Below are 20,693 nucleotides of genomic sequence, written 5' to 3'. Positions count from 1 at the left end.
AAATTGCTTGTTTAAAAATTAAAAAGGAAATAAAAATGCAAATTTGTGTTGCTGGTTGCCATACCAATGTTGGTAAAACTTATACAAGTGCAATGCTTTGCTCTGTTTTAAAATATGATTATTTTAAAATTATTCAAGCAGGTTTGCCAAAGGATTCTGAAGTGATTAAGAAGTTTTCACCAAATACATCAATTTATCCCGAAGGTATTTTACTTCAAACTCCTGCATCTCCACATATTGGAATGAAAGTTGAAAATATTTCCTATGATGGTCTTAAAATTTCTTTGCCACCAAGCAAGAATCTTATTATAGAAACTGCTGGGGGGCTTTATACTCCTATTGATTCTAAAAATTGTATGATTGATTTTATCCAAGAACATAAACTTCAAACTATACTTGTAGGGAGTCACTATCTTGGATCTATCAATCATATACTCTTAAGTATCAATGCCTTAAAAAATAAGAATATAAAAATTCTGTCTTTAATAATAAGTGGGGATATAGATGAAGAGATGGATGATTTTATAAAAAAGCAGGTGGATATCAAAATCATTCACCTACCTTTTTATAATGAAGCAAACCTTAATGAAATAAAAAATAGTTTTAAAGAAGCATTAAAAAAGTCTTTTAATACTTCTTTTTGTTAATATCAGCAAGTATTTCTTCTGCAATTTGATTTACTTGCGTACTGATTTTTGATGAATCATTTGCAATGCTAAGATTATCTTGTGTTGTATTTTGTAGCTGTATGATTACATCATTAATTTGAGAAATACTATTTGATTGATTTGAAATAGAAGTTCCTACCTCATTAATAGATTCTATGAGAATATTAGTATTGGCTTCAATTTCTCCTAGGCTTTTTTGTGTTCTCTCTGCAAGTTTTCTCACTTCATCTGCTACTACAGCAAAACCTCTTCCGTGTTCTCCTGCTCTGGCTGCTTCAATTGCTGCATTAAGTGCTAAAAGATTAGTTTGTTCTGCAATATCTCTAATAATCCCAATCACAAGCTTAATATCCTCAGACTGCGTAATAACTTGATTTGTCTTTTCATTGATTTGCAACATTGCTTGGGTAATCTCTTGAATTGAGTGGGTTGTTTGTGTGAGTGACTGTGCTTGCATATTTGAAGCTGAGTTTAAGCTATGGATTGCTTTAAACAAATCATTTGAAGCTACATTTAAACTCTTTGCAAACTCTCCTGATGCTTGTAGCATTTTTCTTATCTCATCTCCTAGAGCATTAGCAACAAGCTCTACGCTTCCTTTTGCATCTTTTATTTCAGTTGTAAAATCAAGCTTCATATAAGAATCAAAAACTCGTGAAATCTCATTTAAATTATTTCCTACTTTCTTTTGTAATATATCAAGCATCTCATTTAAAACTTCTTTTAACTCTATGAGTTGAGGATTTGCCGGCTTTTCAATAATTCTAGCACTAAGATCACCTGCTTCAATCTTTTTAGCCATCTCCACAGATTGCAACACAGCCTTAGAATCTTGCTCTAACATTTTTCTTGTTTCATCAATATTGGCATTTAGAGTTCTTGCCATATCTCCAAATTCATCATTTGTGCTAACTTGTATCTTTGCAACATTTTGCTTTTTGTGTCCTAAATAATCAAAAAACTCATTGAGACCACTTTGTATTATCCCTACTGGCTTTAGAAGATAATAAACAACTCCATATACTAAAAGAGCTCCGATAGTTGCTATCATTACTGCGAGTATGATTTGCATTCTTGCATCTCTTTCAATGGGCTCCATTACCTTTGTAAGATTCTCTATGCTACAAACAACACGCATTCCTTGATCGCCACTAGAATTTGAACGCTGACAAATTGCCATCATTTTATTTTTATCTTTGTCTATAAAAACAAATGGCTTTAGATTCTCACGCTTCATCGCCATATTATAAAGTGAAGCAAAATCCTTATTTTCTTTTAATATTTCATCTTTAAGTGTAGATACAAAAGGCATTTTATTTCTATCCATTGCAACTAAATGCCCTGGCATCTTGTCAAAACTTCTCTGAAGTGCAGAAATCCCATCATCTACTCCCAATACTCCTAATAACTTGCCATTTCTATAAATAGGAACAGCATAGGTAAAGCAAAACTCACCGGTAGCATTGTCAATATATGCAGGAGTGACAATTAATTTCTTTTTTCTTAAAACATTTTTATACCACTCTCTTGTTCTTGCATCATAATTATCAGACTTACCAAAGATTCCATACAAGAGATTTTTATCATCTATATCCTTATTGCTAATAATCACCTCTCCATTATTAAGAGCAAAATACACACCAAGAAAATCTCCACCCTGTCTAAAGGGCTTTAACATAGGCCCTATTGCATCTAGAGCTCTTTTCTGATTGAAAAAAACATCTTCAGGGACACTATCAAGCTGTTTAAATAATCTTTGAATACTTGCAATAACCTTAAGATTTGCAGACTCTAAAGGGATATCTGCCATCTTAAGTGTATTGGTATGATCTTTGATGGTTTGAGCTAAAGCTATATTTTTTGTAGATTTATAAGATAGTGTCCCTATAATTGCAAATGCTAGCACCATAACTAACACTAATATTAGTGTTAGTTTTAACTTAATACTTTTCATCCTTGTTCCTTCGAAGATTCTATGAGGTAAAAAAATACCGTGATTATAACCAAAGAAACCTAAAAAACCACCTTTTGCACAATATCAATGATGCAATCTACTACAAAATCTATTTCTTGTCTTGTAATGGTATATGGAGGCATAAAATAGATTGTATTACCCAATGGTCGCAATATCACTCCTCTTTTTAGGGCCTCTTGAAAAAATTCTATTCCTACACGATTAGACTTTGTACTTTTTAACTCAAATGCAAAAATCATCCCCTTATATCTTAGATTTGATATTTGATGAAAAGATTCTAATTTCTGCAGTTGTGAAAAGATATATGTTGCAGTCTTCTGATTTTCTTTTATCACATTATTTTTTTCAAAAATATCTAAAACTGCATTAGCACAAGAACAAGCTAAAGGATTGCCCGTATAACTATGAGAATGCAAAAAAGCCTTTTGCTCTTCATAAGGGGCATAAAAGTGTTGATAAATTTTTTCTTTTGTTACAACAACAGAAAGTGGTAAATATCCTCCTGTAATCCCCTTAGATAGGCAAAGAAAATCAGGAACCACTCCACATTGCTCAAAAGCAAACATACTCCCAGCTCTTCCAAACCCCACTGCAATCTCATCAAAAATCACATCAATATCATACTCTTGTGCAAACTGCACACTCTCTTTTATAAAATCCTCACTATAAATATGCATATTACCTGCACATTGCACAATAGGTTCAAGAATAAAAGCACAAATTTCTTGATGATGTTTTTGAATTAGTTCTTTAAACTTTTTTAGCTCTAGTTCATAGTCTTGTGTATTTGGAACAGGTGTATGAAAACATTCTAATAATAAATCTTTATAAGTATCTTTATAAAGCTTAACATTCCCTACACTCAAAGCTCCCAGGGTTTCGCCGTGGTAAGCATTTTCTAGGGCAATAAATTTATCTTTTTTCTTACCATTTAATAAATTTTTGTGAAAACTCATCTTTAAGGCAACTTCAACTGCCGAAGATCCATTATCTGCATAAAAGCATTTAGTTAATTCTTTGGGTAATAAACTACAGATTCTAGAAGAAAGCTCAATAATTGGACTATGAGTAAATCCTGCTAGTAGCACATGTTCTAAAGTATCAATTTGTTCTTTTAACTTTTGACTGATATAGGGATTGCAATGCCCAAATAAATTAACCCACCAGCTACTAATTCCATCAATATAGCCTTTATCATTAAAATCATACAAATAAACTCCCCTACCTCTCTTAATAGGTATTAAAGGAATCTTCTCATGATCTTTCATTTGTGTACAAGGATGCCAAATATGTAACAAATCCTGTTGTGTCATATTATCTTGCATTATCTTCCCCATACTCATACCACCAAAGTGCCCTATTTTTGAAAAATATTTATTTTTTCTAATCACTAACAAAGTATAATTCTAAAAAATAAAGGTTAAAAATGCAAGAAAAGGTAAAACTCATACTCGATGAACTCGAGAAAACTTTTAGCTATCGTGATATTCTCCCTATGAGACACGATAAAAATTTTATTTATGTTGGGGATAAAAGACTAGTAAATTTTTCATCAAATGATTATTTAGGAATTGCGCAAAGTAAGCACTTTACCAAAAAGTTTTTTGATCAGCTGGATTTACACAGAATCCCTCCATCTAGCTCCTCATCTAGGATACTAACAGGAAGCTTTGAAATTTTTGAGAGATTTGAATACTTTCTGCAGCATCTTTATGCTCCAAAAAAGGCTCTTCTTTTTAATAGTGGTTATCACGCTAATATGGGAGCTATTGATTGTCTTGCAAGAATCTCAAATACTCTTTTTTTGACAGATTCCTCTATGCACGCAAGCGTCTTTGATGGTCTTAGAATCTCGCACGCTAGGTTTAAACGCTTCGCTCATAATAATATGCAAGATCTTGGGGTGCTTTTAGAGAAATACCATCGTGAATATGACCATATAGTTATTTTAAGCGAGGGTATTTTTAGTATGGATGGAGATGTCTGTGATATCAAACAATTAGTAGAATTTAAAAAGCAATATCCAAATGTATTGCTTTATATTGATGAGGCTCATAGTATTGGAACCTATGGCAAGAATCTCTTAGGGGTATGTAAAAATGCCAACCTGATAGAAATGGTTGATTTTTTAATTCTTGGTTTTGGTAAAGCAATAGGTTCATCTGGTGGGTGTGTAATTTGTGATGATGTTTTTAGAAAATATTTTATTAATAAAGCAAGAACACTAATTTATTCTACCGCTATGGCACCTACTAATATTGCTTTTTCTTTGTTTGTTTTTCAAAATCTTTTACATTTTAAACCACAGCAAAAAAAGCTACTAAAACTTGCAAAGTTTTTAAAACAAGGACTTAGAGACAAAAACATTGATTTTATTGGGGATGTTCATATCATATGCCTGATGACCTATGATAACAAAAAAACTCTAGAACTCTCACAAAAGCTATTTGATAAGGGATTCTTTGCTCCTGCAATCAGATTTCCAAGTGTCCCTGAAAATCAATCTAGAATTCGTATTTCTCTAACTGCTAATCTAACACAACAAAATATTACAAATTTGTTAGAGTGTTTATGAGGCAATGAAAGTAGAAATATTAAATTCTTTAGACTATCAAGAAGCTATTGTCTTTTTTTCTGGATTTGGGAATCCAAAAGAGTTTTTTAGCCATCTTACAAAAGGTCAAAAAACCATTGTTTTTGTTTCTGATTATCAGGACAATAGCCTTGATCTCTCTTTTTTAAAAGACAAGAAGATTACTCTGGTTGCTTGGTCTATGGGTGTTGCTATTGCAAATAGATTCTTGCCAAATAACTTAGAGATTAAAAAAAGGGTTGCTATTAATGGGACGCTAGAAGGGATCCACCCATCAAAAGGGATCTCTCCTGCAGTGTTTAGATACACAATCAAACATTTTGATTTAGAAAAATTTAAGGCAAACCTCTTTGGAGATGACTTACCACAAGCAGTAAATTTTAATTTTCATCATCTAGAGTCTTTAATTAAAGAATTAGAAAATCTCTACAATACTCTAACAACGATCCCTTATTATCCTCAAAAATGGGACAGAGCTATTGTTAGCATTGATGATAAAATTTTTGCCTCAAAAAATCAAATCAGATCCTGGGAAACTTGCCAAATCATCAAAAAAAATGCACCCCATTTTGTTTTTTTAAATTTTAAAAGCTGGGATGATTTTTGCAATCTATAGCAAAAAAGTTTTTTAGAGTTAGAGATTTTTATGAAGAGAATGCTATTGTACAAGATCATATGCAAAATAAACTCCTTGCATTCCTTTTGCAAAAAAAATTTCATTCTATCCTTGAAATTGGTTGTGGTGTAGGAAGTTTTACAAAAAAGATAATCAATGTCTTAGAATTTGACTCTCTTATCTGTAGTGATCTTGAAGACTATGGGAATTACCTGCCTTCTGAGGCTTCCTTTTTACTTTTAGATGCAAATGAGATTCATAAAATTAATCAGTCCTTTGATCTTATCATATCCAATGCTTGTATTCAGTGGCTAGATCAAGAAAAATTCTTTTTAAATCTTGAAAAAATAAGTCTCAAAGGGACTACTCTGGTTTTAGGTAGTTTTGGTAAAGACAATCTCAAAGAAATCAAACAACACACTTCTATTGGGCTATCCTATTTTTCCCTAAAAGAATATCAAAGCCTACTCCAAGAGAAATGGCAAATCTTGTATTTGGAAGAGGAGATTTTTCCTATCAATTTTAAAAGCCCACTACAAGCTTTTAGACACCTTAAATTTACAGGAGTAAATTCTCTTGATTCCAATCATAAACTCACAAAAAAATCTCTAAAAATTTTTGAGGATAAATTTAAAAATACTATTACCTATCATCCTATCTACATTATTGCAAAAAAACTCTAGCCTCCTATGGTAAAATAGCGTAAAAAAGGAGGTAAAAAAGCTTTGCAAAGCTATATTCAAATACAAGATCGCAAAATTGGATCTAATTATAAACCTCTTGTAATAGCAGAATTAGGCATCAACCACAATGGGAATCTAGCAGTTGCAAAAGAAATGGTAGATAGTGCAAAACGCGCTGGAATAGAAGTCATAAAACATCAAACTCATATTATTGATGATGAAATGAGCAAAGAAGCCAAAAAGGTTATTCCAGGAAATAGCAACAAAAGCATCTATGAAATTATGGAAGAATGTGCCTTAAATGAAGAGGAGGAAATGGAGCTAAAAAACTATGTAGAGCAACAAGGAATGATTTTTCTTTCCACTCCTTTTTCTCTAGCAGCTGCAAAACGACTAGAAAGAATGGGAGTGAGTGCATACAAAATTGGTTCTGGGGAAATGAATAATTATCCATTGCTTAAAAAAATTGCAAGTTTTAAAAAACCCATTATATTATCTACGGGGATGAATCATTTAAAAGCTATTTCCAAAGCTGTAGGTATTCTAAAAGATTATAAAGTGCCCTTTGCACTTTTACACACCACTAATCTCTACCCTACTCCTCCGCATCTAGTGAGACTAGGAGCAATGCAAGAAATGATGAGAGAATTCCCCTCAATCCCCATTGGATTAAGTGACCATACCCTTAATAATAATGCCTGCAAGAGCGCTATAGCCTTGGGAGCAAGTATTGTAGAAAGACATTTTGTAGATCATAAAAATAGGATAGGTCCTGATGTTATTTGCTCAATGGATGAAGAAGAAGCAAAAGATCTTTTAAAATCTGCTGAAGAAATTTTTGTAATGCGAGGTGGTAAAAAAGAAGCCCTAAAAGAGGAACAAGTAACTATGGATTTTGCATTTGCAACTTGTGTAAGCATCACTTCAATCAAAAAGGGAGAAATCTTTACAAGAGATAATTTATGGGTAAAAAGACCTGGTATTGGAAAGATTAAGGCAGAATTTTATGAAGAAATTCTTGGGAAGAAAGCAAAATGTGATATTAAAAAAGATCTACATATCTCTTGGGAAATGGTGGAATGAAAAAAATTGTTTTTCTAAGTGGAACTAGAGCAGATTGGGGAAAAATAAAAGCACTAGTGAAAGAAATAGATAAAAGCAAAAAATTTAAGTATAAAATTTTTGTCTGCGGAATGCATCTTTTGGATCTTTATGGAAAAACTTTTATTGAGATTTACAAAGATGGTTTTAATGAAGTATTTCTAGCAAAAACACATCAACATCAAGAAAAAATGGATCTGGCTCTATCTGATACTATCAAGCAATTTTCTTCTTTTGTCAAAGATTTTAAACCCGATTTAATCGTTGTGCATGGAGATAGATTGGAAGCACTTGCTGGTGCTATTGTGGGAGCTTTTAATAATATTTTGGTAGCTCATATAGAAGGAGGAGAGATTAGTGGCACTATAGATGAATCAATTCGTCATAGCATCTCTAAGCTTTCTCATATTCATTTTGTTGCAAATTCACAAGCAAAAACACGCCTAATTCAACTTGGAGAAAAAGAAAATGGAATCTTCATCATCGGCTCTCCAGATATTGACCTGATGTTAAGTTCAAAATTACCCAGTTTCAAAAAAGTCCAAAACTATTATTATCAAATTAAACCCTTTGGCAAAGACTATGCAATCTTAATTTATCATCCTGTTACCACAGAAATCAAACAATTAAAAAGCAATATTAAACAAGTAATAAAAGCTATCTTGGCTTCAAAGTTAAATTTTATTGTTATTTACCCAAATAATGACCTTGGCTCACAAATTATCATCAAATCTTTTGAAAAACTCAATCATCATTCTAATTTTGCACTCTTTAAATCTGTGAAATTTGAAGCTTTTTTAACTTTACTTAAAAATGCAAAATTTATTATTGGAAATAGTTCATCAGGAATCAGAGAGGCTCCTATATATGGAGTCCCTTGTATTAATATTGGCTCAAGACAAGATGGAAGATTTAAAGAACAAGAAAATATTATCAGTGTCCAAGAAAACAAAAAAGAAATCCTTGATGCTATTAATAAGGTTTTAAAATTAGAAAATAGTAAACAAAGTTTTAATTTTGGAAAAGGAGATAGTGCAAATAAGTTTATTAAAATTTTAAGAGATAAAGATTTTTGGAAAATAAAACTCCAAAAAAAGTTTATTGATATCTTATGAAAGTTTTGGCATTAATTCCTGCTCGCAGTGGTAGCAAGGGCGTAAAAGACAAAAATATAAAACCCTTCAAAGGCAAACCCTTGATGGCACATACCATAGAAAGTGCCCTACAAAGTGGTGTTTGTGATGAAGTTTTTGTATGTACTGATAGCCAAGAGTATGCAGATATTGCTAAGAGTTATGGTGCAAGTGTCCCATTTTTAAGAAGCAAAGAAAGCGCTCAAGATAAAAGTAAAAGCATTGATTGTGTTTTAGAATCCTTAAGTAAGTTTTCTTCAATAGGAAAGAATTTTGATGTTTTGATCTTATTGCAACCAACCTCTCCTTTAAGAAATGCAATGCATATTAAAATGGCATATGATAAATTTATTAAATTTAATTGCAAGGGATTGGTAAGTGTCTATAAAAATAAGATTAATCCTATTTTTATACGCACTATCAAGAAAAATCAACTCTGTAATATAATCCAAGGACAAAGCACAATACGCCGCCAAGATCTTGATCAAACCTATTGCATCAATGGAGCAATTTATATCAATCTTACTTGTTCCCTTAACCCCTCCACAAGCTTTAATGACAATCCTATTCCTTACATAATGCCAGAAAAATATTCTTTAGATATTGATGAAGAGGAAGATTTTTTAATATAAAGATTCTTAAGATTTATATTAATTATCTTCTAAAAAGAAAAAATACAAATCCCATAAGTATCTTTATAAAAAATACAAAATCTCTAAGAATTCTAAAAAATAAGTTTTTACTTGCAACATCAAAAAACCCCTCTTGTTTTAGAAATATTTTAAATTTTTTAAATAACTTGTTAGTTTCTAATATCTCTTTTGACTGATTTGGTAATTGCACAAAATCTCTTATGGAATCTTCTGGTTTATCTTCTATTTTTATAAAACATTCCTCCCTTATTGGCGCTAATGGAACAATCTTACTCAATAAGCTATTAGGATTTAAACAATAAATTTTAATTTTTTCAATCTTCTTTGCTATTTCTATTGCCTTAAGATCCAATTCTTTGCTATGTACCCTATCTTTAAAATCCTTTTTACGAAAGGTTGGCAATGCTTCAAGTAGATTCTTTTTATTTTTTACACTAAAGGCATAATCTACCCCACCCCCATCATAAAAATCAATTCCTGTCAAATAAATCTCTTTATAACCCTGTACTATAGCAACAATCAACATTACAATAGCTGAAGTAAAATGCTGATTATAATATGCATTATAGAAGGCAAAAAGCTCTCTAAAATCTTTATTTTGTCTTAATAAAGTGTAAGTGCTTTTGACTTCTGGAAAATAGTCTAAAGAAAGATTTTGAGTAAATCCCTCTCTAAATGAGAAGAAAAAATATTACAATAAACATCCTCTACTTCATATTCTTTTCTATCTCTTAGGCACTTTAGAGTGAAATATTGTTCCTTAAGAACTTGAGGATTAAAAAATGCACCCTTAATCTTTTTACCTAAAAAATACTTGTCCTCAAAATAAAATTGATTACACCTAAAGACATCAAAGCCTCTAGGTAACCTTGCATAATCTATCTTTGCTAAAGACGGACCATTCCCTGCAACAATAATGGATTGTTGCACTATGACTACCTTTAAAGTTTTATTTTTTTTAATAACAGCTTAAGAAAGTTTTTAAAGTCTCTGTATAAGATTATATAAAAATTAATATAAATTCTCTCCTCAACATTTGCCAATCTATTATCTATTTTTTCTAATTTATAGCTTAATGCCTCTACTTTATTTGCAAAAATATGCACAGGTTTTTTCTTCTCTGGAATCATTATATCCTTGGTGTATCCCTCCTCTTTTTCTAGCAATTCAAATTCTATATTGAAATATTTCTTTTCTAGCAAATGATCAAGAGGACTTTCTGGAGAAATAGAATAAAGCTTTAAATTAAAATACTTTCTTGCAAAATCCAAGGTTTGCAAATCAATATCTTTTGTATGGTTTTGTGTTTTTACATCCCCAGAAGAAAACGAGGGAACTAAGCTACAGATATTGGGCTGATTATTAATAAAAACATAGTTTTGAGATTCATAAAAATCAATTCCAGTGATAAAAATATCCCTATAACCAATTATCGCAGCAACCAAGACCATTAAAACCCCGCTAGTAATGCGCTTGTGATAATACAAATCATTGAATTTTAAAAAAGTATGAAGTTCTTGAAATTCTTTGAATAATTTATAGACTAATGTCACATCAGGGTAAAAAAATTGAAAATCATCACTAAGTATTCTTCCCTCAGTAGGCCAAAGCATCAAGCTACAATAAAATTTCTCAATTTCATATTCCCCTGATAGCACTAAGTTTTTTAGGGTGAAATACTGTTCAAAAAACAAACCAGGATTAAAAAATGCACCCTTAATCTTTTTACCTAAAAAATACTTGTCCTCAAAATAAAATTGATTACACCTAAAGACATCAAAGTCTCTAGGTAACCTTGCATAATCTATCTTTGCTAAAGACGGACCATTCCCTGCAACAATAATGGGCTTCATCTAAGATTTTATCAGCCATTCTTGCACGAGGGCATTTTGTGTTAGATTTCCACCCAATACAACTTGTTCAATCTTGGTATCAACGAAAAATTTTCCAATCCCCTCACGAATACTTTTACAAAGAGTTGCCAACATACCATAAGCAATTCCATCATAATCAAGCCCACCAAGAATGTAACAAAGTGGTAATCTCATACCCTTGGAAGCATCAATCACAATCTTTTCATCTTGAATTTTTACAGAAAAATCCATATCGCTAATTTGAGGAAATGTAAAACTTAAAGCTTCTTTTACAAGTCGCATTGCTGGCTCTTTCTCATCATCTGCACTCACCAAAAAATGCGTAAGTCCAAGCACATCTACAAGATTATCAGAGAGGGTAATCTCATCACTAAATTGCATATTTCTATCATAAATTGACTTGAAATAATTTTGATAATTCTCTACTAATCTACCTGTAAGCTTACTTTTCTTAGCCAAGTTCTGTAAAAGATTTTTTGGATTTGTATCAATACTTGTTTGTAAAATATTTTTACCTTGATAAATAATCTCACTTTTTTGTGTATCAAGAAAAACTCCTACAACATTATCTTTATCAAATGCATACAAATCTTGGATATTTTGGGTAGTTTCAATCGGTTCTCTTAAAGTTTTTTGTCGAGCAAAATAAGTATATTGTTTTTTCATAGGCTCTTCATAAACACCAAAATCATCCCAAAAATTAGGCTCACTACAAGCAATACAACCATGTCCTGCCTGAATTGGCCAACTTGTCTTTGAGTTAAATTTTACTTTGGGGCAGTTATTGTATGCATAAGGTCCCTTGCAACCAACTTTATAAAGACAATACCCTTCTTGCATTTTCTCATCATCAAAACTCTGCACGAAATCCCCAGATTCAAACTTTGCTTTACGCTCACAGCTATCATGAACTGTCTTTCCATACGCCCATACTGGTCTCATAAGTTCATCTAATTGAGGGGCTTTTCTAAAGATAATCGCATACAGTAAATTTAAAACGATATTGATATCACTTGGAGGGCATCCTGGTATATTAACTAGTTCACGGCCGATAAAATCCCTTATCCCTTCGGTTTTTGTAGGATTTGGAGCTGCAGCTTGAACCCCTCCAAAACTTGAACATGTACCAACTGCAAATACCATAAGTGCGTGATCTGCTAAGTGCTTTAGCTCTGCTCTTCCACTCATCCCTTCTGCTCCAAAAGTAGCAAAATAATCCTCTTGGACACACACACTTCCCTCAACAATCAAAATATACTCGCCCTTTAGAGCATCTTGTATGCCCTGTCTTGCATTAAAACCAGCGCTTGCATTCAAAACTTCATGATAATCTAAACTTATAACCTCAAAAATCAAAGAATCAAAACCTGGAATTTCGTTTCTTAAAAAACTCTCTGTACACCCTGTACATTCAGATAAGCTCAACCAAATAATACTTGTGCGCTTCTTAATTGACAAAAGATTGATAATACTTTCTGCCATTGTACTTGGCAACTTTAAATTTTTCAAAAAAAGATCAACAAACCCCCTATCAATCTCTCGATGAAAAACCTCTCCCCTACTTTTAATCTCTAAAATTTGATTCTCAACAATAGCCTGTAACTCTTCCACTCTTCTCTCCTCAAATTTTATTGTTTGCAGGTTATTGTAGCATTTTTTACCATTAGGAGAAAGTTTTATTTCTTAAAAGAATCTAATCAGTTATAAATAATTAATGAAGGTTAAAATATACCTATCAAAGCTTTCAAAGATAGGTATATAAAAAAATTATGAGTGGATTTGCATATCATAAATCGCAACTTGGAATCTTTGTGCAATCATCTGTGCTCTTATAAGGAATTCTTGTGCAACCTCTTCTTCATATATCATTTTTAAGGACTCCTCAAACAATTCTAACCAAACTCCAAAAAATTCTCTAGGAAAAGGAGGCAGATCTAAATGCTTCTTTAGTGGTTGTCCTTCAAAGACATTTTCTCCCAAAAGCATCTGTCTCCAAAATCTACCAATTTTTTCTTTATGATGCTCCCATTGCTCATCTTCATAACCTATCTTAGAGTTAAAAATATCTGCAAGATGTTCATTTTTTCTTATCTTTGTATAAAATATATCCATTAACCTAGCAATATTTTCTTGTGTGATTTGTTTTTCTAGTTCCATTTTCTTTCCTTTAGATATTCATTTTTTATATTTTTATCAAAAAAAGATTAGTCTCTAATTGATCTAAATCAATCTATGATTATTAATATGCAAAAAAGTATTATTTTTTAGATCAAGACACTCTCTTAACAATAAAAAATACGCGCCATATTATCAACTCTTAAACTCTTTTTAACCAATGGCTTATTATTTATAATTATTTTTCCCTCTCCTACCACCACTTAATAGGAGTCTATTATGAATATACTAAAACTTTCAAAGCATATTGTCGCATTGTTTGTCATGTTAAGTTGTTAAGAATTTGTTTTATAAAAAAATCTTTGAAAAGAAAAATTAAGTGGTGGCAAGAGAAAGAAAGATTCTCTTTATTTTAAAGAACATTGATGCATTGCATCTTTTAGTTTTTCTATCTGATAAATAACCCCAACTCTTATTTTTAGAGTTAGGGTTTACTATTTTTTAGATCTAGTCTTATTCCACTACAATCACATTAGCATTTGAATTTAATTCTTTTAATATGCCTTGCATTTGATCTTTTTGTTTTGATGCATCCTGCTCACTGTTAAATGGACCTACTAGATAAACTTTAGAATTTCCTTTATTTTGAACTCTAAGATCTTTTATTTTCTTTAGAGTATTTTCTTCTTTTTTAGAGAGCTTATCTTTTTCAAATACTTGTAGATAAAATCCTTTGGTTGGTGCCATTTCTTTAATAGATTCTACTTGCTTAATTTCTGTTGTAGAAACCCCATTATATGGAGTATATTTTGAAGCACCAAAGCTATATCTATATCCAAGATTTACTTGATAATCTGTAATAATCTTTCCTCCAAAACTTCTTTCAAAATCAAAATAGATTCGATGATTGTCTTTAATGGAGAAATTAGTTCCTACATTTAAAACAAATCTAGAAGTAGTTGATAATGGAGAAAGTGATACTTTTGCATTATATTTATCTGTTAAAGATACATCTCCACCAGAAATATAATCATTGACAAAATAAGTTCCTAGATAAATCTTAGAATTAAAGCCCTTATCTTGAGTAAAGTTTTTAAAGTCATATCCAAAGCTAGATCCTACTCTAGTTCTTAGAGTAAAGATAGAATCTTGAATACCCTCTAAAGTTGCTTGACCTAGTTTTTGTTTTAAATCAGATTGATTTAAATAACCTAATGCCACTTCTACTTGAGGATCAATAAAGATTTCTTTAGAACTTCCAAATAAGAATCTATAACCTAATTCTTGAGAGAAAGTAACTGCAAAGTTATTAGTGCTATAGGTATCTATTTGTCCTAAAAGATCTAATTTAGAAGTGATGTAGCTAAACTTTAAGATGCTATCGCTATAAAGTCCATTCTTCCATCCACTCTCTTTACTAGCTCCATCTTGAACATAGGCATTATAGATAGCAAATTCCATTGCATTAGAATTAATTCTTTTAATCCCTCTTGTCATACTTAAACCATTATTTGCTCTATCATCAATGCTTTTAGTATCAGACATAGAGTTTGCATAGCTTAATGCAAAACCTACATAATTATTAGCTCCATTAAAGCCAAATGCATAATCATAACCAGCTTGGATTGTAGTATAAATACTCTTTGTTTCAAGTGCAAATTTAGAAGTTTGCATACCATTAAATACTCTTATCCAAACACCTTGAGAATTAGCATTATTTCTTAATTCTCCCATTCTTTTATTTAAAGAATTTAGATTTGCTAGATATAAATCATAATTTGCACTCAATGCTGAAGCACTAGCTAATTGATTTGCTAAAGATGCACCATTAGATTTAGCAGATCCTAGGAAATAAGTGGTATAGCCTGATCCACTTTGAGTATCCTTATTAGTAGTTTCCTTTGTAAAGTCATAAGTAACTAAACTAAAGCCATTAATAGAATCTGTAGCTTCTAGAGTAATTCCTGAGGAATTTGAAACAGTAGCTAGGGCTATGTTATTATCACCTCCTTGAGTATAAAGATCTTTTCCAATCAACTCATCTGGATTTCCCATCACTCCTAGGTAATGAGTTTTACTACTATTTGCGCTATTTCCTTCAATGATGATTCTATCTGATTTAGTAGTTTGATCTCCAGTTGCATTTGGATTTACATGAACAATAAAACTTAGAGGTCTATTAGCACTTAGACTACTAATTTCTAAAGTTTGGAAACTATCTTTTGAAACTAAATCTTCTTGCCATCTTGTTTGGCCTGATAGATTAATCACTCCATCACCAACAGTGGTAAGATTACTAATTGTTTTAGTAGCAGTGCCTCCTGTAAGGTTTAAAGCAGAGTTATCAAAGAAACTAAGCTTAAGTGTTCCTTTGAAATCTAAATCTCCACTTAATGTAGCTTGGTTATTATAGATATCAAGATTTGTAGTTACGCCACTTTCTGTTGTAATTTTTGTTGCTTTAAAAGAAGCATCGTTACTAAAAGAAAGATTAAGTGTTCCAGCCTGTGCCTGAACTTCTCCATCTAAAGTAGCGTTAGAAGCATTGAAATTGAGATAAGTAGCTCCTTTTTTATTAATAATATTTCCATAGACATCCGCTTGTTTAGCATTGAAATTCAATGTCGTGGTGCTCTCATCACTATTATTAATAATTTCTCCAACTGTCTGTGTTCTAGCCTGTGCTCCAGCTCCACTTTGACTTTGTTGTTGTAGATTTAAAGAAGATCTCTCTCCTTCAAAATTAATCACACTAAAGCCTTTTGCATTTGCAACAATTGAACCTGTGAGAGTTACTTTATCATCATTATTACCAATTGTTGTTCCTTCTGACTTACTATTTATAGTTAAACTGGCATTTTGTATATTCAAAGTATTACCATATTTGCCTAGATATCGCACTGCAAGAACTTGTCCATTGATTATATTTGTCCCACCATTAAAAGTAATAGTATTCACATTCTTTGATTTTGGGCCACTATCTGATTTATATCCTCCAGTTGCTTGGATGTTTCCATTGATAGTATTTGTTCCGCCATTAAAAGTAATTTGGTTTTCTGCAGTAGAATCACCTCCTACTTCAATCAAACCTACACTATTTGTCCCAGCATCATTAAAAATAATACTATTTGTTCCAACTCCTGCTGAAACTACTCCTATACTATTACTTGCACTATTTTTAAATATTATATTGTTAGATCCATTATCTGTCCTAATTTTTCCCTTAATAACATTCTCTATTCCACCTTCAAAGGTTATATTATTCTCCCCTCTTCCACCATAAGCGGATGTTTGTGCAATAACATCCTTTTCAATACTATTTTTTCCAATTCCTCTAAAGATAATAGTATTAAATCCATATGTTGCGGTAACCGTGCCTTTAATAGTATTGGTAACAGTATTAGTTGTATTGTTTTCAAAGGTTATAAAATTTTTTCCACTATTAAAGTAAGCATCTCGCTCTGCAATTACATTATAAACTTCATTGGTGGCAGCAACTCCTCCAACTGTAACTTGATCCTGTGTCTTTCCAAAGGTGATATGATTCTGCCCTCCAGCTGCTTTGATTGTTCCAGAGATACTATTGCTTTTTGCAGTACTTAAAAAATTAACGGTGTTATGTCCTATATCACGCCCATAAGAACTAGCAAGAATCTCTCCTGTAATACTGTTGGTAGAATTTTTTCCAGAAAAAATAATAGTATTATGTCCACTTTTTCTTGCTAGGATACCACCATTAATTGCATTAATAGAGTTTTCTCCAGAGAATGTAATAGTATTACTTCCTCCATTATTATGATATTCTGTCTCAATTACATAATTATTGGTTGCACTCTCGCCTGTAAGAGCACTGCTATTTGCAAGATCAATAACCCCATTCTTTTTAAAATTGACATTAATAGAACCCCCAGCTAATGCATTAAATTTAGTTGTCTTAGCTAGAAGCTTTCCTACTATCTTTCCATTATTTTCAAAATTAAGTGTAGTAACTCCAGAATCAACAGTTATATTTCCTGTCAATACATTTTCAGAATTGCCCTTAAAAGTAAGTGTTGTTTTGGCAGCAGTATAACCATTGTAGCTAGCTATATCAATATCTCCAGTAAAGTTTTTGGAAAATGTTCCATTAAACTCACTTTGATTGTGTCCCCCAATTAACTTTAAATTTCCCTTAAAATCATTTTGAGCTTCAAGATTAAAAATCTTATTGGTTCTATCATTGAAAATAACAGTCATTAAATGACCACCTTCTGCTTCTCCAGTAAAGATACTACCACCAGTAAAGGCAGAATCTCTAAAATTTATAGTGTTTGCTTTGCTACTAGACTCATTAAAAGTAATAGTTTTATCATTTTCTGTACCACTAACAGAAAAATCACTGCCATTATCAACTTTTCCCCACTCCAAAGTAATATTACCTGCAATAGGAGCACAAGTGTTATCTCCCCCACAATTTGTGTCAAGACTACCACTTGCATACAAAGAACTTCCAAGCAATAAAGCTAGAGAACTAGCAACAATAGGTTTAAAAAAAGAATTTTTTAAAGTTTTATTAGAAGCAGTTGAAACCCTCTCTTCTAGGTGAATGTTTTTTACATCCATTAACCATCTCCTTATTTTTGTCTTTTTCAATACAACATTCTAAAAGTCTTCAAATATATATGGCATTTTTTGGGAGGGGGGTGAAAGATTTTGCTGAAAAATCCCCCTCTATTATAATAACCTTGAAAAGTTTTAAAAATGTGAGCCGTCATTATAATCTATATTTTTGTGATTTTTATGCTAAAAATTAAGGAAATATAAAAAAAATTAGTAAAAATGTAACCTTATTTTAATAAGGATGCAAACTACCATTCTAAGATTATTTTTGGATACCCAAACTAGTTTGTTCTAAAAATAAAGTCTGATTTAAAATCTAAATTTCATTTTAATTATTAATCAGATTTATTCATGAATAATAATTTAAAATGCTATCATTATGACCTTAACTAAAAAATGGGAGGTAAAAAAATATTGTATTCTATCTTTTAAAATATTAATCTTACTTACTTCTTGAACTAAAACTTTAAAGAGAGAATAAAAGGAAGTAATCATCAAAATAAAGGAGAAAAGAATGTTTAAATCAATACTACTCAGTATGTGTTTATTTATTTTTATGTTTAAAGTCGCAAGTGCTGCAGAAGAAGGCGGGGTTGATTTATCTGATTTTGTACAGTCTTTAGAAACTGTTAGTGTCAAAGGGGCACCCGTGCCTCCAGTTAGCAATCCTGGAGAAAACCCTCAACCTGTTCCTATGCCATCTGCTCAAGTTTTATCAGCAGGTAAGATGAAAAATCCAAATCTAAAGGCTACAGATAATAGCTGGGCTACCAAGAATCCTAAGCTAGGAAAACCTATTGTTTCAAGTATTGTTTCTATCTTGAGTGCTTCAGGAGGAATGCTTACAGTTTGGTCACTTTCTCCTGGCACTTGGGTATGGGGCTATACTGCACTTGATACCCTTGGTTTATCCAATCTAATGGAATGGCAACTGTATACTTATCGTGATGGCTTTGTTGTAATCCAAAACTTTTCAACAAAAACATGCTTAACTGCTCTAGATAATATTTTTAGTGAAGGTGCTGCCCATGTACAATGCGATCCTGATATGGTTCAACAAAGATGGATTTTTAATCGTTTTGCTAATGGCTCTATACAAATTAAAAATGTAGGTTATGGAACATGTTTGCAAACACCATTACAAAGGAGCACAACTTACTACACAATTTATCTTACTTCCTGTGCAACAGGTCAAAATCTAGATCAACAATGGGCGCTTATGTCTGGTTTTAGAAGACCAGGAAATCCGATTGTTCAGGGGAAATAACATGAGAAAAAAATTTATTTTTATCACAATTTTATTATCACAACTATTATTTGCAGACATTGGTGATTACAATATTGGAACCTGGAATCTCCAAGGAGCTTCTGCAAGCTCAGAAAATAAGTGGAATGTAGTTATAAGACAGCTTATGTATAGTGCAGATTTTCTTAACATATTAATGCTTCAAGAAGCAGGTGCTGTTCCCTCTACTGCAACTCCTACCGAAAGGCATATTCAACCGGGAGGAACTCCTGTAAGAGAATATATTTGGCAAGCAGGAACAAGATCACGACCTAGACAAGTTTATATCTATCATGCAGATATTGATGTTGGTGCAAGACGCGTAAATTTGGCAATTGTTTCAGATCGTAGAGCAGATGAAGTTTATGTAATTAGACAAACTTCCATTGCACCAGAAAATTCTAGACCCGCACTTGGTATCCGCATAGGAAATGATGCATTCTTCTCTGTTCATGCTCTTGCTAATGGTGGTGGAGATGCTTCTGCACTTGTTACAGCAATCCATGATAATTTTAACAATATGCCTGATATCACTTATCTTATAGCAGGGGATTTTAATCGCGAACCTGCCAATCTTTTAAGTGGAATACCTCAAAGAGTTGAAAATAATATAAGAATTGTTTCACCTAGGGATGCTACACACGCTGGTTCAAGAGGAACTAACAGGATTTTAGATTATGGAATCATAGGTCGAACAAGCACAGGAGCTGCATCTATACTACCACAACTTGTAGCATTACTAGCCTCTGCAACGCTGACATCCTATCTAGCATCTGATCATTTTCCTGTAAGATTTAGAAGATTTTAGGAGTAAAAGATGAAAAAGATAGTTTTAATATTATTTAGTCTGCAGTTTATTTTTAGTGATTCCTTAGTTGAGGATTTACCAGATTTTACAAAAGTTGTTACTATTAGAAATCTTGGTTCAGCAAAGGCTATAAAAGTAGATAGAACCTTTAACTGGGTAATCAAATCTATCACTTTAACCGAAGAGCAAAAAATGCATGATAAAACATTTTATAGGGAATTTCCATTTGGTTGGGCACAGCTTGTTAAACCATCTGATGAAACAACTTGTTTAGCACTACTAGATAACAAAACTCTTGGATTTAAATCCTGCGCACAAGATCTAGGAGATGGAAAAATGCAAACAGTATTTTCATTTTTGCCAACTGATCGAGGTAATGTGCAAATTAGAAGTTTAGCTTATGGTGGTGGGCTATGCCTCTTTGTTCCCAAAAGTCCTGTCCATGGTCCTGCACTAGATTTTAGCGCTAGAGAATGTATAGATACTCCAAATGTTGATGAGCTCTATCAGACTCTCCATACTATTCTCCCACCAATAGTAGAATCTACGGTAATTGAACCTTAGTTCTTCTATTTCCTAGATGCATACTC

At 32.0% G+C, this 20,693-nt stretch carries 17 protein-coding genes and 1 pseudogene; 10 read left to right on the top strand and 8 right to left on the bottom strand.

The window, feature by feature from the left end; translation table 11 throughout:
- The first annotated feature begins 35 nt into the window (after positions 1-35).
- Positions 36-647, top strand: coding sequence for a dethiobiotin synthase (gene bioD / locus C6H31_RS00225; RefSeq protein WP_104696805.1), 612 nt, complete (start codon positions 36-38; stop codon positions 645-647).
- Here bioD and C6H31_RS00220 read toward each other — a convergent pair.
- Together C6H31_RS00220 and C6H31_RS00215 are read right to left on the bottom strand one after the other, a co-directional pair.
- A complete protein-coding gene (locus C6H31_RS00220) occupies positions 628-2,622 on the bottom strand; it encodes a methyl-accepting chemotaxis protein (protein WP_104696804.1) in 1,995 nt (664 codons plus the stop codon). The two genes, bioD and C6H31_RS00220, sit on opposite strands and share 20 nt — an antisense overlap.
- Positions 2,623-2,681: 59 nt before the next feature.
- On the bottom strand, positions 2,682-3,968 hold the full coding sequence (locus C6H31_RS00215) for an adenosylmethionine--8-amino-7-oxononanoate transaminase (protein ID WP_104696839.1): 1,287 nt from the start codon (positions 3,966-3,968) through the stop codon (positions 2,682-2,684).
- Between the two features lie 101 nt (positions 3,969-4,069).
- Between C6H31_RS00215 and C6H31_RS00210 the strand changes: the two genes are divergently transcribed.
- From C6H31_RS00210 to C6H31_RS00185, 6 genes are read left to right on the top strand one after another with little or no spacing between them, the layout of a single operon-like run.
- Positions 4,070-5,218, top strand: coding sequence for an aminotransferase class I/II-fold pyridoxal phosphate-dependent enzyme (locus tag C6H31_RS00210; protein WP_104696803.1), 1,149 nt, complete (start codon positions 4,070-4,072; stop codon positions 5,216-5,218).
- A 4-nt stretch (positions 5,219-5,222) separates the two neighbouring features.
- Entirely contained in the window at positions 5,223-5,852 is a 630-nt protein-coding gene (locus C6H31_RS00205; RefSeq protein ID WP_104696802.1) for a pimeloyl-ACP methyl esterase BioG family protein, read from the top strand.
- Positions 5,840-6,535 carry a methyltransferase domain-containing protein gene (locus tag C6H31_RS00200; RefSeq protein WP_104696801.1) on the top strand — a complete coding sequence of 232 codons (696 nt, stop codon included), beginning with the start codon at positions 5,840-5,842 and terminating at the stop codon, positions 6,533-6,535. The genes C6H31_RS00205 and C6H31_RS00200 overlap by 13 nt, the downstream gene beginning before the upstream one ends.
- Before the next feature lie 54 nt (positions 6,536-6,589).
- Positions 6,590-7,618 carry an N-acetylneuraminate synthase family protein gene (locus C6H31_RS00195; protein ID WP_233709988.1) on the top strand — a complete coding sequence of 343 codons (1,029 nt, stop codon included), beginning with the start codon at positions 6,590-6,592 and terminating at the stop codon, positions 7,616-7,618.
- Positions 7,615-8,751, top strand: a complete 1,137-nt coding sequence (neuC, locus tag C6H31_RS00190) for a UDP-N-acetylglucosamine 2-epimerase (RefSeq protein WP_104696799.1) — start codon at positions 7,615-7,617, stop codon at positions 8,749-8,751. Before C6H31_RS00195 ends, neuC begins: the two co-directional genes overlap by 4 nt.
- The gene (locus C6H31_RS00185; protein ID WP_104696798.1) at positions 8,748-9,401 is read left to right on the top strand and encodes an acylneuraminate cytidylyltransferase family protein; all 654 of its coding nucleotides are present in this window, start codon (positions 8,748-8,750) and stop codon (positions 9,399-9,401) included. The genes neuC and C6H31_RS00185 overlap by 4 nt, the downstream gene beginning before the upstream one ends.
- 22 nt (positions 9,402-9,423) lie before the next feature.
- Here C6H31_RS00185 and C6H31_RS07115 read toward each other — a convergent pair.
- From C6H31_RS07115 to C6H31_RS00155, 6 genes and pseudogenes are all read right to left on the bottom strand, one after another.
- A pseudogene (locus C6H31_RS07115) lies at positions 9,424-10,023 on the bottom strand (alpha-2,3-sialyltransferase); the annotation flags it as partial.
- 41 nt (positions 10,024-10,064) lie between these two features.
- Positions 10,065-10,352 carry an alpha-2,3-sialyltransferase gene (locus C6H31_RS07110; protein ID WP_104696796.1) on the bottom strand — a complete coding sequence of 96 codons (288 nt, stop codon included), beginning with the start codon at positions 10,350-10,352 and terminating at the stop codon, positions 10,065-10,067.
- 11 nt (positions 10,353-10,363) lie between these two features.
- Positions 10,364-11,275 (bottom strand): alpha-2,3-sialyltransferase, encoded by a 912-nt coding sequence (locus C6H31_RS00170; RefSeq protein WP_104696795.1) that lies wholly within the window; start codon positions 11,273-11,275, stop codon positions 10,364-10,366.
- Positions 11,276-12,907 (bottom strand): hydrogenase small subunit, encoded by a 1,632-nt coding sequence (locus C6H31_RS00165; RefSeq protein ID WP_104696794.1) that lies wholly within the window; start codon positions 12,905-12,907, stop codon positions 11,276-11,278.
- A gap of 156 nt (positions 12,908-13,063) precedes the next feature.
- Complete coding sequence (locus C6H31_RS00160; RefSeq protein WP_104696793.1) at positions 13,064-13,453, bottom strand: group III truncated hemoglobin; 390 nt, start codon at positions 13,451-13,453, stop codon at positions 13,064-13,066.
- Positions 13,454-13,924: 471 nt separating this feature from the next.
- Positions 13,925-18,013: an autotransporter outer membrane beta-barrel domain-containing protein gene (locus tag C6H31_RS00155; RefSeq protein WP_158657707.1), complete on the bottom strand. Its 4,089-nt coding sequence runs from the start codon at positions 18,011-18,013 to the stop codon at positions 13,925-13,927.
- Positions 18,014-18,524: 511 nt separating this feature from the next.
- On the opposite strand from C6H31_RS00155, the gene C6H31_RS00150 reads away from it, so the two are divergent.
- The 3 genes from C6H31_RS00150 to C6H31_RS00140 are packed head-to-tail and all read left to right on the top strand — an operon-like array spanning position 18,525 to position 20,667.
- Complete coding sequence (locus C6H31_RS00150) at positions 18,525-19,277, top strand: RICIN domain-containing protein (RefSeq protein WP_104696792.1); 753 nt, start codon at positions 18,525-18,527, stop codon at positions 19,275-19,277.
- A gap of 1 nt (position 19,278) precedes the next feature.
- Complete coding sequence (locus C6H31_RS00145; RefSeq protein WP_104696791.1) at positions 19,279-20,103, top strand: cytolethal distending toxin subunit B family protein; 825 nt, start codon at positions 19,279-19,281, stop codon at positions 20,101-20,103.
- 9 nt (positions 20,104-20,112) lie between these two features.
- Entirely contained in the window at positions 20,113-20,667 is a 555-nt protein-coding gene (locus tag C6H31_RS00140) for a hypothetical protein (protein ID WP_104696790.1), read from the top strand.
- Positions 20,668-20,693: the final 26 nt, after the last annotated feature.

The organism is Helicobacter sp. 'house sparrow 1', from assembly GCF_900199585.1.
Classification (GTDB): domain Bacteria; phylum Campylobacterota; class Campylobacteria; order Campylobacterales; family Helicobacteraceae; genus Helicobacter_H.
Note: the sequence above shows the minus strand (reverse complement) of the source record. Positions and strands in the feature narration are given on the sequence as shown.